The organism is Stenotrophomonas sp. YJH_SMC_110, assembly GCF_059369255.1.
This window is the reverse complement of the sequence record NZ_JCAFSM010000006.1, coordinates 184391-198407: the sequence shown is the minus strand read 5'-3', so window position 1 is coordinate 198407 and position 14017 is coordinate 184391. Positions and strand designations below refer to the sequence as shown.

The window sequence follows — 14017 nt, the reverse complement described above, 5'->3', positions numbered from 1 at the left end:
GTCTTCATCATGCTGGGTATCCACCGCTGGCTGCGCGCCGGCCTGATCTTCACGCTGGTGGGTGCACTCGGCGCCTGCAGCCGCATACCGGATGCACCGGAGCCGCTGGATCTGGTTAAGCCGATCAACGTGACCCAGTCTGGCCAAGCGGTGCGGTTCGAGTTCGAGACGAATGCCCGCAACTTCCACCCGGGTCGCACGTATGCGCTGGAGCTGGAGTTGCAGCGCCAAGAGACGCGAAAGCCCGACGAGCCTGACGTGGGCACAATGCGGATCCCGTTCGAGGTGATCCTGCAGCAATGGCGTGCTGATGCCTGGAAGGATGTTCCCACCTACGACAGCTTTCAAGCCGGGGTGCTCAATGCCGGTGAGCAGCTTCCGGAATGGCATGAATCCGGCGAATGGCGGTATACGTCGCCGCACATGGGCAGTGATGGCCAGTACACGCTGAGCCTGGTTGCTCTGCCAGTGGAAATTGACTCCCGCTACCGCGTGGACGTGCGCACGGTGCAGAGGACCGAGGCACTGCAGGATTACTCGGCCCGTTTGCGGATCCATGCCGCCCGTCCCGCCGGAAAGTAATCAATCGTCTGGTTGCGGCGCCACTGGTCGCTCGCCAGGATAGGTACTTCATGGCAGGACGCCAAAGGGTCTTCATCATGCTGGGTATCCACCGCTGGCTGCGCGCCGGCCTGATCTTCACGCTGGTGGGTGCACTCGGCGCCTGCAGCAGCCGCATACCGGATGCACCGGAGCCGCTGGATCTGGTCAAGCCGATCAACCTTGCCGAGCCAGGCCAGACGGTGCGGTTCGAGTTCGAGACGAATGCCCGCAGTTTCTACCCGGGTCGACCCTACGTGCTGGATCTTGAGGTGCAGCGACATGGCCCCGGGCCTGACATGGACCCTGTTCATGTTCCCTTCCAGCTGTCCCTGCAGCGCTGGGTCGCAGGTGCCTAGCAGGACGTTGCAACGTCTGATGTCCATCAGGCAAGGGCGCGCAATCTGGGTCAGCCGCTCCCCGAATGGCATGAGTCGGCAGACTGGCGCTACGCGCATCAGGTATCGATGGACGCCAGCCGATACAGGTTGAACATCGTCACCCTGCCGATGGAAACCGATGCCCGCTACCGCCTCGATGTGCGCACGGTGCAGCCCACCCTCTTGCTCCAGCATTACCCGGCACAGCTGCGGGTCCACGCGGACCCTCTGTCGGGAAAATGATCAGAGACTTGCGCCGCTCCGCAAACAACGCTGGAGGCGGCTCAGCCCAGACGGTGTGCCAGGTTCTGCTGCTGCTCCTGCTCACGGGTCTGCTGTTCGGGCACTAACCCCACGGCCGGCTGCTGCGGGGCCAACCCCAATTTCTGCATCGACTGTTCCACCGGCGTCTGCGCCGCCACGGCCGTCGGCATCATCGCGCGCAGGTGCGCCGGGTTGGCCGGGTCGCCCTGCACCACGAAGACGTTGTGCCCGGCCGGGTGCTGGGCCGTGGCGTTGCTGACCAGCACGTGGTCGACCTGCTGCAGGCCCTGCTCGCGGGCGAGTACGGTCAGGCTGGCGGTCAGGCGTTCGCTGGTCTGGTCGAACGCACGTCCATGCTGGGCGTCCAGTGCGGCCACGCCCTGACGGATCTGCTGGTTGAGGCCGTAGTCGGGGTGGTTGGGGGTGATCTCTGCCATGGCGATCGAACGGTAGCGGTGGGTCGGGGTGAACCCTGCCAGTATAGATCCGGCCGGTGAAGGGCGCCGGAAAGGTCAGTCCGCCGGCCGGTGGTCATAGCTGATCACCCGTTCGGCCAGCCAGTGCCCGTCCACGCGGCGCCAGACCTGGATGAAACGGGCCTGGCCGACCCAGCGTTCCACACCGTCCTTGCCGCGCTCGTGGAAGCGGTGGTCGCCGATTTCCAGCGCCCGCTCGTCGTGCAGCGGGAACACCTGCAGCGAGGAGTCCACCAGCTCGCGGCGCAGGCGCCAGCCGCCCTTGCGCGCGTTGTCGCACAGGTTGGCTACGCTGCGGCGGAAATCCTCGCGGTTGCTGGCCGACTTGCCGTCCTTGTCATGGAAGAACTCCATGTCTTCGGTGGTCATCGCGGCGGCCTTGTCGGCGTCGCAGGCCTCGAAGGCCATGGCGAATAGTTGGGTATCGGCCTGGCGGATCTGCTCGCGCAGGTCATCAGGCGGCGCTGGCGCGGCAACCAGGCCGGCGGCCAGCAGGGGCAGGGTGAGCAGCAGCATGGCAAGACTCCCGGGGATGGTCTGCGCAGGCTGGCATGCCGATGACCGCGGCGGTACGGCCCTGCGACGAAACCGCCTGGGCGCGGTGCGAAGGCCGGCCAGGCCGGTGCGGCTTCGCGTTGCGGCATGTGCAGGCGATGTCACGGGCGGGCGTGATTCCCTCACGGCTGCCACAGGGCGCTGCCGCTAGCCTGCACTCCTCCCCTTCCACAGGAGCGTCCATGCCTGCTTCCCGCATCCGCCTGCATGTTGAAGATACCGGTGGCGACGGCCGCCCGGTGATCCTGATCCATGGCTGGCCGCTGTCTGCCGACGCCTGGAAGACCCAGGTGGCGATCCTGCGCGATGCACAGCACCGCGTGATCAGCTACGACCGGCGCGGTTTCGGCCGCTCTGACAAACCGGGCGAGGGCTATGACTACGACACCCTGGCGGCGGACCTGGCGGGGTTGATCGAGGAACGTGACCTGCGCGATGTCACCCTGGTCGGTTTCTCGATGGGCGGTGGCGAGGTAGCGCGCTACGTGGCCAACCACGGCCAGGATCGCCTGCACAGTGTGGTGTTCGCTTCGGCGGTGCCGCCGTTCCTGCTGCGTAGTGACGACAACCCGGAGGGGCCGCTGACCCAGGACAAGGCCGATGAAATGCGCAGCGGATTGGAGAAGGACCGCGAGGCGTTCTTCGACGGCTTCACCCGCGACTTCTTCAGCGCCAACGGCCAGCTGATGGTGACCGAAGAAACGCGCCAGGCGGCGATCGCGCTGTGCCATCAATCCGACCAGACGGCGGCACTGGGCTGCATGCACGCGTTTGCCACTACTGATTTTCGGGATGACCTGAAAAAGATCACGGTGCCGACGCTGATCCTGCACGGTGACAGCGATGCCATCGTGCCGTTCGAGGGCTCCGGCCAGCGTACCCACAAGGCCATCAAGGGCAGCGAAGTGGTGATCCTGGAAGGCGCGCCACATGGCTGCAACACCAGCCACGCCGACCGCTTCAATCTGGCCCTGCTGAACTTCCTGAAGCGCTAAGCTGCGGCCATGCGCCAGACCAGAACACCCCCGTGGAAGAAGCCCAACCCCAAGGGCCAGACGTCGCAACCGCTATCGGATGCGCAGAAGGCGGCGGCACGGCAACGTGCTGAGGAGAACGGGCGGCGCTATCCCAACCTGGTCGACAACATGTGGGCGGCGAAGCTGCCGCGTGGGTCGTGATTCAAAGGCTGGCTGTGGGCCTGGTGTAGCGCCGAGCCGATGCTCGGCTGGCGCGCGCAGCGCGTGCCAGCCGGAGAAGGGGCAAAGGGCAGCGGAGCATGGGCTCGGCGCTAAGGGCCGGGCAGTGGCTGCCAGTCCGCCTCCCTCCACGGCGCAACCTCGCGTTGCTGTACGTCAATGGCCTCGATTGGCAACCCGGCCAGCCGTGCCAGTTCCGCACGCAGCATTTCGGTGTCCAACGGCAGCGCGATGGCCACCTGCAGGCGGTTGCCCTGCTGCCGGACCTGCACGGGCACGACCGCATGGGCTTCATGCTCACCGCCGGTGCGACCGATCGGGTAGCGCATCGCCGTGGGCCGCCCCAGCTGTGCGAGCGCGGGTTGCCATGCCTGCAGCACGACGGGCTGTGCGGCCACGGGAACCTGCGCCTCGACGACGGTTCCCGCATAACCGGTGAGATTGTCCACCATCACCTGGAAGCGTGCGCCATCGGGGATGACCAGCACGGTGGCGATCAGCGCCATCAGCGAGAGGATGGCCGCGGCGACGTGCCAGCTGCGGGGTGCGGTGGCGGCGCGGGTTGCCGTGCGCAGGCCCGGCTTGCGCCGCAGCTTGCGCGCGTAGATGCGTCGATCCTTCCTGCGGGGGCTGCTGCTGTGCTCCGGCAGGTTCAACGGGACGCGTGGCATCCGGGCGACGCGCGCATTGATCAGGCGCGAGAGCAGCCACCATGCGAGCACGAACGCCAGCAGTGGCAGCAGCGTTCGTACCACCAGATACAGCATCACCATCGGGAACATCCTGCTTGGCACACACGGATTCAATCAACCTCGTCATCGTAACGGCGCTGCGTGGTGCGTGTCGCATCCGCCAGCCGACACGTGCGAAGCGCTTGGTTAGGATGGCTCTTTGCTGTCATGGATGAACCGATGAGCGCCGCCACTTCCCGAATCCGCCGCATCTGTGGGCAGGGGCCGATCCTGTTGATGCTCCAGTGGGTCGCGCTGCTTTCTGTGGTGCTGGCTGCCGGCTTCTTCCATTACCGCGTGGAGCTGTTGCTGGAGCCGGTGACGGTGGCCTGTGGGGGCCCGGACGCGCAGGCGCGATTGCAGGTTGCCGAACAGGTGATGGCGCGTGCGGGCGCACTGGATGACTGGCAACCCCTGGGCTGGATTCCATGGGTAGGCCTGGTGCTGGCCTTGCTGGGGGCCATGGCGGTTTGCGCAAGCCGTGCGCTGTGGCTGCGCGATCGGCTGCGTACGGCGAACGTGGCGCTTATGGTGCTGCACGGTGGCGCACTGGCTTTGGCCGGATGGGTACTGCACCTGTACGAGGATGCGTGGAGCAATGTGGCGCGGCTGTCACCCACGGCGTGCCTGGTGGAGCTGGTGTCGGAGGGCGATGTACCGCTGGAGCAGGCGCAGCGCGTGGTGTTCCACATCCTGACGCGGGTGAACGCGCCACTGCTGCGTAATCCGGATGATCTGGCGCTGGTGTTGACGGTGCTGTTGTTGGCCGCGATGGCCGGCGGCGTTGCCCTGTGGCGTGCGATCGCGCGGGCCCGGGCGGGCTGAGCACGCTCGGCGGCGCGCGGCAATCGCGCTACAGTCGACGCCTCGCCACTCCAGGGAAGACCCGATGCGCTTGTTGCTGCGTGCGTTGCCGTTGTTGCTGTTGTCGCTGGCGGTGCATGCCGCCGAGGTGGACCGCCGTATCGCGGTGACCATCGATGATCTGCCGTGGGCACGGCTGGACCAGATCGTGCCGCCGGATCTGCAGGCGCGGCATGAGGGGTTGATGGCCCAGCTGCACCAGGCAGGCGTGCCGGTGGTCGGCTTCGTCAACGAGAACAAGCTTGAGGTGGAGGGACAGGTGCAGCCGGCGCGGGTGCAGATGCTGCGCGACTGGCGTGATGCGGGCTATGTGCTGGGCAACCACACCTACTCGCACATGGATCTGAATGCGAAGGGCCTGGCGGCGTTCCAGCAGGATTTCCTGCGCGGCGAGACGGTGCTGCGGCCGCTGCTGGCCGAGAAGGGGCAGGCGCCGCAGTGGATGCGCCACCCCTACCTGCGTGCCGGGCGCACCGCGGATGAGCGGGTGCAGATGGATGCGTTCTTCAAGCAGCATGGCTACCGCGTGGCACCGGTGACGGTGGACAACGGTGAGTGGGTGTGGGCGTTCGCCTATGCCAACGTGATGAACGAGCAGGCGGACTCGCCCGCGCGCGCGGCGACGCTGGCGCAGCTGCGCAAGGGCTACGTGCCGTACATGCTGAACAAGCTGGACTATTACGAGAAACAGTCGCAGGCGCTGCTGGGGTACGCGCTGCCGCAGGTGTGGCTGATGCACGCCAATGAGCTCAACGCGGCCATCTTCGCCGAACTGGTGGCGGCCACGAAGCGCCGCGGCTATCGCTTCATTTCGCTGGACGAGGCGATGAGTGACCCGGCCTATGCGCGGGGTGCCGAGGGCTACAACGGCCGCTATGGCCCTAGCTGGCTGCACCGCTGGGCGATGGCGGAGAGCAAGCCGAAGGATTTCTACGCCGGCGAGCCCGAGGTGCCGGCGTGGGTGATGAAGCTGGCCAAGGTCGATTCGGAGTAAGGCTCAGCGCTTGACGGCCAGCACGCCGTCCAGCGCCAGTTCGGCCTTGAAACCAGCCTTTTCCAGGCGCTTGGCCACTTCACGCGGCACGTCGCGGCCGCTGGTCAGCTTGTTCGGCGCACCGGTGTAGTGGAACAGGCGGCCGCCCTTGCGGATCACGCGGGCGAGGTGGTCGTAGAACACCTGTGAGTACAGCTCGCCGGCGATGCCGAAGCGCGGGGGGTCGTGCAGGATTGCGTCGACACTGTTGCTGGCCACCTGTTCGATCTGCTGCGAGACGTCACCGTGGCTGAACTGCAGGCGGCCACCGGCGGCAGCCGAGTCCGGATCCGGCGACCACGGGTTGAGCGTGCGCAGCCACATCACATCGGCGTTCTTCTCGAACGAGCGGATCTGGCCGACACCGGCTTCCAGCGCACAGGCAGCGAAGTAGCCGAGGCCACCGCAGGTATCGAGGATGACCTTGCCGGCCGGGGCGACCAGCTCCACCTTGCGGCGTGCATCCTCGAACGGCGACAGCTTCGAGGTCGGCAGCATCTTGATGCCGTCGATCTCGAAGGTCGGTGCGCCCCATTCGGTCGGCACCAGCTTGATCAGCGAGCCGCTGTAGCGCGAGATCGGCGCGAAGTCCTCGCCATCCCAGTAGTACAGGGTGCGGTCCTTCAGCTTGCCCGGCCAGGGATAGGGCTGGCCCCGGAAGTGGAAGCCGTCCGCATCGAGCGCCACGCTGTCCTGGCTGCGCCCGAGGTCGAGCGAGCCCTGCCAGTCGGCGGCGCCCTTGTCACGGGCACGGCGCAGGGTATCGGCGCTGTCGCGGGTCAGCAGGGGGCCGGTGTAATGGGGCACGGCGGGTACCGGGGCGGTTCGGGGGAGGGCATGGTACCGCAGCTGTTGTAGAGCCGAGCCCGCCCTAGGCTCCACCATGCCTGCATCCACGCATGGCGTGGATCTACTGCAAACGTAGCCGAGCGTGGGCCCGGCTCTACAGTTCAATCGCACTTCACCGCATACACCGGCCCAGCCCCGATCAGCATCAGCGCCATGTAGTCGCTGTCGCTGGCCTTGCCCTTCAGCGTCGCGCCCTTGTTGAAGTGGAAGATGCCGAAGCCGCCGGACATGCGGATCAGGGCATTGTCGATCTGGTCGGCGTCGTCGCGGAAGTAGCGGCTGATCTCGCTGGACGTGGCCTTGTGCAGGGCGTTCGGTTCGCGCTGCCACTGCTCGCCACGGCTGAAGGAAACGAAGTACTGGCCGCCTTCCTTGTCGATGCGGAAGTCGGCGGGCTTGCGCGCGCCGGTGGCGAAGCAGCCCTGCAATGGGTCGGCGGAGAAGGGAAGCCGCGCATCGTCGCCGCAGGCAGTGAGCAGCAGGAGGGCACCGGGCAGCAGCAGGCGGAGCGTGCGCATGGGATGTCCCTACAGGGCAGGTGCGGCTAGTGTAGGCAGCACGCGGGCGTGGCCCGTACAGAAATTCGGCAAGGACACAGGGGTTTTCGGATGGCGCAGGGCAAGGCACCGTGGTGCGGCGTGGCCAGTTGGCTGGGGATTGCTGTGGGGTGGGGGGCAGGAACCGTGGCGGCGCAGGCGGCAGTCGCTGCCGGTGGCAATGGCATGGCCGCTGGGCTGGGCGTGGGCGTGCTGGGCGCGGCCTTGGTGGGCGGCGGCCTGGCAGTGGCCGCGCGCGTGCGTGGCGAGCGCTGGCCATGGATCGGCATCAGCGGTGCGGTGCTGAGCGCGCTGCCGCTGCTGATGTACCTGCTGCGGATGATGCTGAAGCTCTAGCGGTAGTGCCGGCCGCTGGCCGGCAACTGCAGGTGGCGTGCGGTGTTCATGGGGTTGCCGGCCAGCGGCCGGCACTACCTGGCGTGCATCACTCGCTGCGGTGGATCTCCACCGTTACATGCACCAGTTCTTCGTGGATCGCCAGCGCGTTGCGCACGGTATCGGCATCCAGCGTGGCGTCACTGGTGACCACGCTGGCGCTGACCGCGTACTTGCCGCGACCCACCTGCCAGACGTGCAGGTCGGCCAGGCGTGCCGGCCACGGGCCCTGTTCGATCACCTCGCGTACTTCGGCCACCACCGGCGCGTCCATCTGCGCGTCGAGCAGGATGCGGCCGCTGTCGCGCAGCAGGCCGACCGCCCACACCGTGACCAGTACGGCGCCGACCAGGCCCATCACCGGGTCCAGCCAGGTGAGGCCGAGCAGCTTGCCGCCGAGCAGGGCGACGATGGCCAGCACCGAGGTGGCGGCGTCGGCCAGCACGTGCACGTAGGCAGAGCGCAGGTTGAGGTCGTGACCGTGCGCATGGCCGTGGTCGTGGTGTTCGTGGCCATGCCCGTGGTCATGGCCATGGTGATGATGCGCGTGGCCCGGGCTGTCGTGCAGCCACCAGGCACACAGCAGGTTCACGCCCAGCCCGACCGCCGCGATGGCGATGGCTTCGTTGTAGTGGATCGGTGCTGGTACCCACAGCCGCTCCAGCGACTGCACGGCCATCAGCGCGGCCACGCCGAGCAGGGCGATGGCGCTGGTATAGCCGGCCAGGATCTCGATCTTCCAGGTGCCGAAGGCGAAGCGCGGGTCGTGCGCGTAGCGGCGTGCGCAGCGGTACGCAAACACCGAGAGCCCGAGCGCCAGCGCATGCGAACTCATGTGCCAGCCGTCGGCGAGCACGGCCATGGAGTTGAACCACCAGCCGCCGACGATCTCCACGACCATCATGCTGACGGTGAGCCACAGGGCGCGGCGGGTATTGCGTTCGGCCAGCGGGTTGCCGTCGTCGAAGCGGTGTTCGTGGCGACGGGCGGCGGCAAGGGCGTCCAGGTGCATGGGGGCCAGCGGTGGAGTGGATACCCCCATAGGGTATATGATTCCGGCATGGCTCATGTACACAAGCATCGAAAGCAGTTGCTGACCCGGGTGCGCCGCATCGGCGGACAGGTGGCGGCGTTGGAGCAGGCGCTGGACAGGCCGGAGGGTGAGGCCGGCGACTGTGCGGACGTGCTGGTGCAGGTTGCCGCCGTGCGCGGTGCCGCCCATAGCCTGCTGATGGAGCTGCTGCACGAGCACCTGCAGGAACACGTGGTGGGCGCCGAAGACCCGCAGCAGCGGGCGGCCGAGGCCCAGGTGCTGGTCGAGCTGCTGCGCCGCTACGGCAAATGACCTGGTAGTGCCGGCCGCTGGCCGGCGACTGCAGGTTGTCTTCCCCGTTCATGAGGTTGCCGGCCAGCGGCCGGCACTACCCGTGGCGGTGCCGCGCGTTCCAGATATGCGTGGCGGCCAGCAGCAGGCTGCCGGTGACCGTCATCGGTGTTTCCCAGTCGTGCGAGGGCAGCGCCAACGCGCCGGCCAGCAGCAGGCCGAGCCCGGCGCCGGCGGTGGCCCAGGCCAGCACGGGCAGCGGGTGACGGCGTTCTGCCCGCCACAGCGCGTAGCCGGTCAGCGGCAAGGCGATGGCCACGAACAGCAGATGCACCCATTCCGCTTCGGCCCACGTGCCGAACAGCGGCAGCGCGGCGGCAAGCAGGGGCAGCGCCAGGCAGTGCAGCAGGCACAGGCTGGACAGGGCGACCGCGCTGGCATCAAGCAGGGCGGCAGAAGGCGACTTCATGGGGGGAGGTTCCTTGCGCAGTAATTGTTATACAGTAACATTTCCGTTCCGCAGCCAACCCGCTCCGACATGAACACTGTTTCCCGCGCCGACCGTCGCCTTCCGGTCACCGTGCTGTCCGGCTTCCTCGGGGCCGGCAAGACCACCCTGCTCAACCAGATCCTGCGCAACCGCGAGGGCCTGCGTGTGGCGGTCATCGTCAACGACATGAGCGAGGTCAACATCGATGCGCAGCTGGTACGCGAGGGCGGCGCCGAACTGCGCCGCACCGAAGAGACGCTGGTGGAGTTCAGCAATGGCTGCATCTGCTGCACGCTGCGCGATGACCTGCTGCAGGAAGTGCGGCGCCTGGCCGATGCGGGGCGCTATGACTATCTGCTGATCGAGTCGACGGGCATCGGTGAGCCGATGCCGGTGGCGGCCACCTTCGCGGTGCGCGACGAGCAGGGCTTCAGCCTGAGTGACATCGCGCGCCTGGACACGATGGTGACGGTGGTGGATGGCAGCGCGTTCCTCGCCGACTTCGGCTCGACGCTGCGCCTGGCCGAGCGTGGCCAGCAGGCTGGGCCGGATGACGATCGCGGCGTGGTCGACCTGCTGTGCGAACAGGTCGAGTTCGCCGACGTGATCGTGGTCAGCAAGGTCGATCAGACCGATGACGAAGTGCTGCAGGACACGCTGGCCGTGCTGCGTGGCCTGAACCGCGACGCGAAGCTGCTGCTGTCCAGCTTCGGTGACGTGCCGCTGGCCGAGCTGCTGGACACCGGTCGCTTCGACTTCGAGCGTGCGCAACGTGCGCCGGGCTGGGTAAAGGAGCTGCGTGGCGAGCACACGCCGGAAACCGAGGAGTACGGCATCGCCAGTTTCGTCTACCGCTCGCGGCGACCGTTCCATCCCGCGCGTTTCGCCCGCGCGTTGCAGTCGGGCATGCCGGGCGTGATCCGCAGCAAGGGCTGGTTCTGGCTGGCCAACCGCATGGACTGGGTGGGCGAGCTGAACACCGTAGGTGCCGCGACGCGGACGCAGGCGGCGGGATTCTGGTACGCCGCACGCGATCGCGTGCGTGCCGGGCTGGAGGACACGCCGCCGTTGCTGCCGCCCACGCCGCTGCCGTACAGCGACCTGGGCTGGGCGCGGCAGCAGGCCGATTGCTGGAGCGCACCGTTGCCGGGGCCGGAAGACTTCCCGGATGCGGCCGCGCACTCGGCGATGCAGCGCCTGTGGCACCCGTTGTGGGGGGATCGCCGCCAGGAGCTGGTGGTGATCGGCGTGCACATGGATGAGCGTGCGGTACGTGCGGAACTGGATGCCTGCCTGCTCAACGACCAGGAGCTGCGTGCGGGCCCGCTGCTGTGGCATCAGTTGCCGCAGGCGTTCCCGGTGTGGAAGCGGTGACGGTGCACTGAGGATCCATGGGCTGCCGGCCAGCGGCCGGCACTACCCGTGGTCGATATGCCATGCGTGGATGGATGCATGGCGGAGTCGAGCATGGCTCGACTCTACAATGTGATCCGTCGCGGCCAATCCTGTAGAGCCGAGCCCATGCTCGGCTGCTGCAGTAGATCCACGCATAGCGTGGATCTACAAGGCGTCACGCCACTGCCAACCCTCGCTGCTCACCTGCAACACCTGCGTCGGCTGCAACGCCTGCAGCAGGTGCCGGTCGTGGCTGACCATCACCAGCGCTCCCGGCCATGCCACCAGCAGTTCTTCAAGTGCCTGCAACGCGCTCAGGTCCAGTGCGTTGCCGGGCTCGTCCAGCAGCAACAGCTGCGGTGGGGGGGCGGCATACAGCACGCTGGCCAGCGCGCCTTTCACCCGTTCGCCATCGCTGAGGTGATGGGCTGCACGCTGGATGCGCTGCGCGTCCAGCCCGAGCAGGGCCAGCCGTGTGCGCAGTTCACCGGTATCGGCCGCCGGGTTGGCAGCCTGCACGGTGTCGAGAATGCTGCGCTCGCCGGAGAGCCCCAGCAACTGCTGGTCGAGCAGCGCCAGTGGTGCATGCCGTTGTACGTTGCCACTGCGTGCAGGCAACTGGCCGGCCAACACGCGCAACAGCGTGGACTTGCCACTGCCGTTGTCACCAACCACGGCGATGCGCTGGCCGCGGCGGATGTCCAGCTGCAACGGCGCGCGGCAGCCATGCGGCAGCACCAGCGACTCGGCCTGCAGCAGGCGTGCGCTGCCGCGTTCCCCCTCGCCGGCAAACAGTGCGAGCTCCGGTGTGGCGTGAACCGCCGAGGCTGCAGCGCGCAGCTGGTCTGCGCTGGCCTGCAGGCGCTCGGCCTGTACCTGCTGTGCGCGGCCGTGGCTGCCCTCTGCACGTTGTTTCTGTCGGCCGAGCAGGATCGGCGCCTGGTTGGCCTGCTTTGCATCGCGATTGCCACGTGCCTGGCGTTGCTGTTGCCGTTCGTGCTGTTCGCGCGCACTGCGCTGCTGCTGCCGGTGCTGGGCGCGGGCGTGGTCGAGCTGTGCTGCGGCCGCTTCGCGTTCGGCGGCACGCGCGTCGGCGTAGTGCTGCCACGGCCCGCCATAGCGATGCAGCCCGCGCGCGTCGAGCTCGACGATCTGCTGCATGTGCGCCAGCAGTTCGCGATCATGGCTGATCACCAGCAGGCCGCCGCGCCACTGCTGCAACCGTTCGTACAACTGCTGGCGATGGCGGGCATCGAGGTGGTTGCTGGGTTCGTCCAGGATCAGCCAATCAGCGCCGCTGGCCCAGGCGCCGGACAGCGCCACCTGCATGGCCTGGCCACCGCTGAGGCGCGCGGCGGGTTGGGCGGGATCGAGGTCGTCGGGCAGCCGTAGCGCCTGCCATTGCTGCTGCAGGCGCTCGCGCAGGTCCCAACGGTCGCCGACGCAGGCGAAGTCGGCCTCGTCCACGCTGCCGGCTTCGATGCGTTGCAGTGCGGCCAGTTCAGCGCCAACGCCGGCCAGTTCACCGACCGTGCCAGCGGGTGGATAGCCGGGCGTCGGCAACAGGAACACGCGGCCGCTGCCGCGTACCTGCCCGTTCTCTGGCTGCACCCGGCCGGCGAGCAGGCGTGCGAGCACGCTCTTGCCAGCGCCATTGGCACCGACCAGGCCGGTGGCGACCGGATCGAAGGAAAACGTCAGATCGGAAAACAGCGGGCGGCCGTCGGCCAGTCGATACGACACGCGATCGAGCGTGAGGGAATGCGGGGTCATGCGACCTCCATGGATGCCGGGTTCTCCCCTGCGCGCAGGGGCGGGAAGAGTCAGGCCGTCTGATGGGAAGACGGCGGCATCAATGGCGCATTGGTCGCGAGCCTCTTGGAGGAATGAGGGGGCAGTATAGCGGCGCTGGCTGAATGGTTGCGTGCAGCGGTAGAGCCGAGCCATGCTCGGCTGACCTTAAGCATCCACGCATGGCGTGGATCTACGGCACGGTACCCAGCCGGGCGCCGACGAAGTCGATGAACACCCGCAGCTTCGGCAGCACGTGGCGGCCCGAGGGCCACAACAAGTGGAAGGTGCCGCAGGAGTGGACATGATCCTCCAGCACGGTGACCAGGCGGCCGTCGGCCAGCGCATCGCGCACCGAGTGCACCGGCACGAAGGCCAGGCCGACATCACGCAGTGCCAGCGCCACCCGTGCTTCGATGGTGTTGGCCACCATGTGCACCGGAAGTTCCTGCGGTGCTTCGTCATCGGGCCAGTGGATCGGCCACGGCTCCAGCTTGCCGGTGCTGGGGAAGCGATAGTGCAGCAGCGTGTGCTGCATCAGTTCCGCCGGCGTGCGCGGAACCCCGCGGCGCTGCAGGTAGCCCGGCGAGGCGATTACACGGCGCGGGAACACCCCCAGCCGGCGTGCGTTCATCCGCGAGTCGCTGGGTTCACCGACGCGCAGCACCGCATCGAAGCCTTCCTCGATGACATCGACCAGGCGGTCGCTGAAATCCAGGTCGAGGCGGATGTCCGGATACGCCGCCATGAACTCGGCCATCAACGGCAGGGTGAGATCGCCGACCAGCGGCAGGCTGATGCGCAGCGTGCCGCTGGGCGTGGCGTGCGGTTGTGCCAGCTCGGTGCGTGCGGCATCGCGCTCGTCGAGGATGCGCCGGCAGCGCGCCAGGAACAGCTGGCCCTCGGCGGTGAGCGTGATGCTGCGCGTGCTGCGGTGGAACAGGCGCACGCCCAGTGCATGCTCCAGCCGGGCAACGCACTTGCCGGCGGCAGATGCGGAGATGCCCTGCAGGCGCCCGGTCTCGACGAAGCTGCGCGTGTCGGCGGCGTGCACGAAGGTCTGCAGGTTGGCGAGATTGTCCAGGACTGACATCGGCGTAGGGGCAATGAAAGCGGCAGGGTAGGGGCGGCGTGATC

Annotated in this window: 18 protein-coding genes; 9 read left to right on the top strand and 9 right to left on the bottom strand. The window is 67.6% G+C overall.

Going from position 1 to position 14017, the window contains the following annotated elements; genetic code table 11:
- The first annotated feature begins 9 nt into the window (after positions 1-9).
- The 3 genes from AC5P6H_RS13210 to AC5P6H_RS13200 all read left to right on the top strand — a co-directional run bounded on the left by AC5P6H_RS13210 (position 10) and on the right by AC5P6H_RS13200 (position 1223).
- Positions 10-582 carry a hypothetical protein gene (locus AC5P6H_RS13210; protein WP_495202738.1) on the top strand — a complete coding sequence of 191 codons (573 nt, stop codon included), beginning with the start codon at positions 10-12 and terminating at the stop codon, positions 580-582.
- A gap of 50 nt (positions 583-632) precedes the next feature.
- A complete protein-coding gene (locus AC5P6H_RS13205; protein ID WP_495202737.1) occupies positions 633-959 on the top strand; it encodes a hypothetical protein in 327 nt (108 codons plus the stop codon).
- 129 nt (positions 960-1088) lie between these two features.
- Positions 1089-1223: a hypothetical protein gene (locus tag AC5P6H_RS13200; RefSeq protein ID WP_495202736.1), complete on the top strand. Its 135-nt coding sequence runs from the start codon at positions 1089-1091 to the stop codon at positions 1221-1223.
- A gap of 41 nt (positions 1224-1264) precedes the next feature.
- Here AC5P6H_RS13200 and AC5P6H_RS13195 read toward each other — a convergent pair whose 3' ends face one another.
- A complete protein-coding gene (locus tag AC5P6H_RS13195; RefSeq protein WP_053494882.1) occupies positions 1265-1681 on the bottom strand; it encodes an XVIPCD domain-containing protein in 417 nt (138 codons plus the stop codon).
- A gap of 75 nt (positions 1682-1756) precedes the next feature.
- On the bottom strand, positions 1757-2236 hold the full coding sequence (locus AC5P6H_RS13190) for a nuclear transport factor 2 family protein (RefSeq protein WP_053494883.1): 480 nt from the start codon (positions 2234-2236) through the stop codon (positions 1757-1759).
- A gap of 221 nt (positions 2237-2457) precedes the next feature.
- On the opposite strand from AC5P6H_RS13190, the gene AC5P6H_RS13185 reads away from it, so the two are divergent.
- Positions 2458-3270: an alpha/beta fold hydrolase gene (locus tag AC5P6H_RS13185; RefSeq protein WP_495202735.1), complete on the top strand. Its 813-nt coding sequence runs from the start codon at positions 2458-2460 to the stop codon at positions 3268-3270.
- A gap of 293 nt (positions 3271-3563) precedes the next feature.
- Here AC5P6H_RS13185 and AC5P6H_RS13180 read toward each other — a convergent pair whose 3' ends face one another.
- Positions 3564-4244, bottom strand: coding sequence for a hypothetical protein (locus tag AC5P6H_RS13180; protein ID WP_495202734.1), 681 nt, complete (start codon positions 4242-4244; stop codon positions 3564-3566).
- A 138-nt stretch (positions 4245-4382) separates the two neighbouring features.
- On the opposite strand from AC5P6H_RS13180, the gene AC5P6H_RS13175 reads away from it, so the two are divergent.
- Entirely contained in the window at positions 4383-5027 is a 645-nt protein-coding gene (locus AC5P6H_RS13175; protein WP_014645753.1) for a hypothetical protein, read from the top strand.
- 64 nt (positions 5028-5091) lie between these two features.
- On the top strand, positions 5092-6060 hold the full coding sequence (locus AC5P6H_RS13170) for a polysaccharide deacetylase family protein (RefSeq protein WP_495202733.1): 969 nt from the start codon (positions 5092-5094) through the stop codon (positions 6058-6060).
- A 3-nt stretch (positions 6061-6063) separates the two neighbouring features.
- Here AC5P6H_RS13170 and AC5P6H_RS13165 read toward each other — a convergent pair whose 3' ends face one another.
- Positions 6064-6984 (bottom strand): class I SAM-dependent methyltransferase, encoded by a 921-nt coding sequence (locus AC5P6H_RS13165; protein ID WP_230548521.1) that lies wholly within the window; start codon positions 6982-6984, stop codon positions 6064-6066.
- Between the two features lie 65 nt (positions 6985-7049).
- Positions 7050-7466 carry a hypothetical protein gene (locus tag AC5P6H_RS13160; protein ID WP_075076834.1) on the bottom strand — a complete coding sequence of 139 codons (417 nt, stop codon included), beginning with the start codon at positions 7464-7466 and terminating at the stop codon, positions 7050-7052.
- 90 nt (positions 7467-7556) lie between these two features.
- Between AC5P6H_RS13160 and AC5P6H_RS13155 the strand changes: the two genes are divergently transcribed.
- Entirely contained in the window at positions 7557-7841 is a 285-nt protein-coding gene (locus tag AC5P6H_RS13155) for a hypothetical protein (protein WP_032961769.1), read from the top strand.
- 88 nt (positions 7842-7929) lie between these two features.
- On the opposite strand, the gene dmeF is transcribed toward AC5P6H_RS13155, so the two are convergent.
- Complete coding sequence (gene dmeF, locus AC5P6H_RS13150) at positions 7930-8892, bottom strand: CDF family Co(II)/Ni(II) efflux transporter DmeF (RefSeq protein WP_046428557.1); 963 nt, start codon at positions 8890-8892, stop codon at positions 7930-7932.
- Positions 8893-8940: 48 nt separating this feature from the next.
- On the opposite strand from dmeF, the gene AC5P6H_RS13145 reads away from it, so the two are divergent.
- Complete coding sequence (locus AC5P6H_RS13145; protein ID WP_041863029.1) at positions 8941-9225, top strand: metal-sensing transcriptional repressor; 285 nt, start codon at positions 8941-8943, stop codon at positions 9223-9225.
- A 76-nt stretch (positions 9226-9301) separates the two neighbouring features.
- On the opposite strand, the gene AC5P6H_RS13140 is transcribed toward AC5P6H_RS13145, so the two are convergent.
- Entirely contained in the window at positions 9302-9673 is a 372-nt protein-coding gene (locus tag AC5P6H_RS13140) for a MerC domain-containing protein (protein ID WP_046428559.1), read from the bottom strand.
- A gap of 69 nt (positions 9674-9742) precedes the next feature.
- On the opposite strand from AC5P6H_RS13140, the gene AC5P6H_RS13135 reads away from it, so the two are divergent.
- Positions 9743-11068 (top strand): GTP-binding protein, encoded by a 1326-nt coding sequence (locus tag AC5P6H_RS13135; protein WP_014645761.1) that lies wholly within the window; start codon positions 9743-9745, stop codon positions 11066-11068.
- A 186-nt stretch (positions 11069-11254) separates the two neighbouring features.
- Here the strand turns inward: AC5P6H_RS13135 and AC5P6H_RS13130 are convergent, their stop codons facing one another.
- Together AC5P6H_RS13130 and AC5P6H_RS13125 are read right to left on the bottom strand one after the other, a co-directional pair.
- On the bottom strand, positions 11255-12862 hold the full coding sequence (locus tag AC5P6H_RS13130) for an ATP-binding cassette domain-containing protein (protein ID WP_445392124.1): 1608 nt from the start codon (positions 12860-12862) through the stop codon (positions 11255-11257).
- A gap of 211 nt (positions 12863-13073) precedes the next feature.
- Positions 13074-13973 (bottom strand): LysR family transcriptional regulator, encoded by a 900-nt coding sequence (locus tag AC5P6H_RS13125; RefSeq protein ID WP_014645763.1) that lies wholly within the window; start codon positions 13971-13973, stop codon positions 13074-13076.
- Positions 13974-14017: the final 44 nt, after the last annotated feature.

What these genes read in the sequence shown, in the direction of transcription:
- AC5P6H_RS13210 (WP_495202738.1), top strand. Translation starts at nt 10, where the DNA reads ATGCTGGGTATCCACCGCTGGCTGCGCGCCGGCCTGATCTTCACGCTG.
- AC5P6H_RS13205 (WP_495202737.1), top strand. Translation starts at nt 633, where the DNA reads ATGGCAGGACGCCAAAGGGTCTTCATCATGCTGGGTATCCACCGCTGG.
- AC5P6H_RS13195 (WP_053494882.1), bottom strand. Translation starts at nt 1,681, where the DNA reads ATGGCAGAGATCACCCCCAACCACCCCGACTACGGCCTCAACCAGCAG.
- AC5P6H_RS13190 (WP_053494883.1), bottom strand. Translation starts at nt 2,236, where the DNA reads ATGCTGCTGCTCACCCTGCCCCTGCTGGCCGCCGGCCTGGTTGCCGCG.
- AC5P6H_RS13185 (WP_495202735.1), top strand. Translation starts at nt 2,458, where the DNA reads ATGCCTGCTTCCCGCATCCGCCTGCATGTTGAAGATACCGGTGGCGAC.
- AC5P6H_RS13180 (WP_495202734.1), bottom strand. Translation starts at nt 4,244, where the DNA reads ATGGTGATGCTGTATCTGGTGGTACGAACGCTGCTGCCACTGCTGGCG.
- AC5P6H_RS13175 (WP_014645753.1), top strand. Translation starts at nt 4,383, where the DNA reads ATGAGCGCCGCCACTTCCCGAATCCGCCGCATCTGTGGGCAGGGGCCG.
- AC5P6H_RS13170 (WP_495202733.1), top strand. Translation starts at nt 5,092, where the DNA reads ATGCGCTTGTTGCTGCGTGCGTTGCCGTTGTTGCTGTTGTCGCTGGCG.
- AC5P6H_RS13165 (WP_230548521.1), bottom strand. Translation starts at nt 6,984, where the DNA reads ATGGTGGAGCCTAGGGCGGGCTCGGCTCTACAACAGCTGCGGTACCAT.
- AC5P6H_RS13160 (WP_075076834.1), bottom strand. Translation starts at nt 7,466, where the DNA reads ATGCGCACGCTCCGCCTGCTGCTGCCCGGTGCCCTCCTGCTGCTCACT.
- AC5P6H_RS13155 (WP_032961769.1), top strand. Translation starts at nt 7,557, where the DNA reads ATGGCGCAGGGCAAGGCACCGTGGTGCGGCGTGGCCAGTTGGCTGGGG.
- dmeF (WP_046428557.1), bottom strand. Translation starts at nt 8,892, where the DNA reads ATGCACCTGGACGCCCTTGCCGCCGCCCGTCGCCACGAACACCGCTTC.
- AC5P6H_RS13145 (WP_041863029.1), top strand. Translation starts at nt 8,941, where the DNA reads ATGGCTCATGTACACAAGCATCGAAAGCAGTTGCTGACCCGGGTGCGC.
- AC5P6H_RS13140 (WP_046428559.1), bottom strand. Translation starts at nt 9,673, where the DNA reads ATGAAGTCGCCTTCTGCCGCCCTGCTTGATGCCAGCGCGGTCGCCCTG.
- AC5P6H_RS13135 (WP_014645761.1), top strand. Translation starts at nt 9,743, where the DNA reads ATGAACACTGTTTCCCGCGCCGACCGTCGCCTTCCGGTCACCGTGCTG.
- AC5P6H_RS13130 (WP_445392124.1), bottom strand. Translation starts at nt 12,862, where the DNA reads ATGACCCCGCATTCCCTCACGCTCGATCGCGTGTCGTATCGACTGGCC.
- AC5P6H_RS13125 (WP_014645763.1), bottom strand. Translation starts at nt 13,973, where the DNA reads ATGTCAGTCCTGGACAATCTCGCCAACCTGCAGACCTTCGTGCACGCC.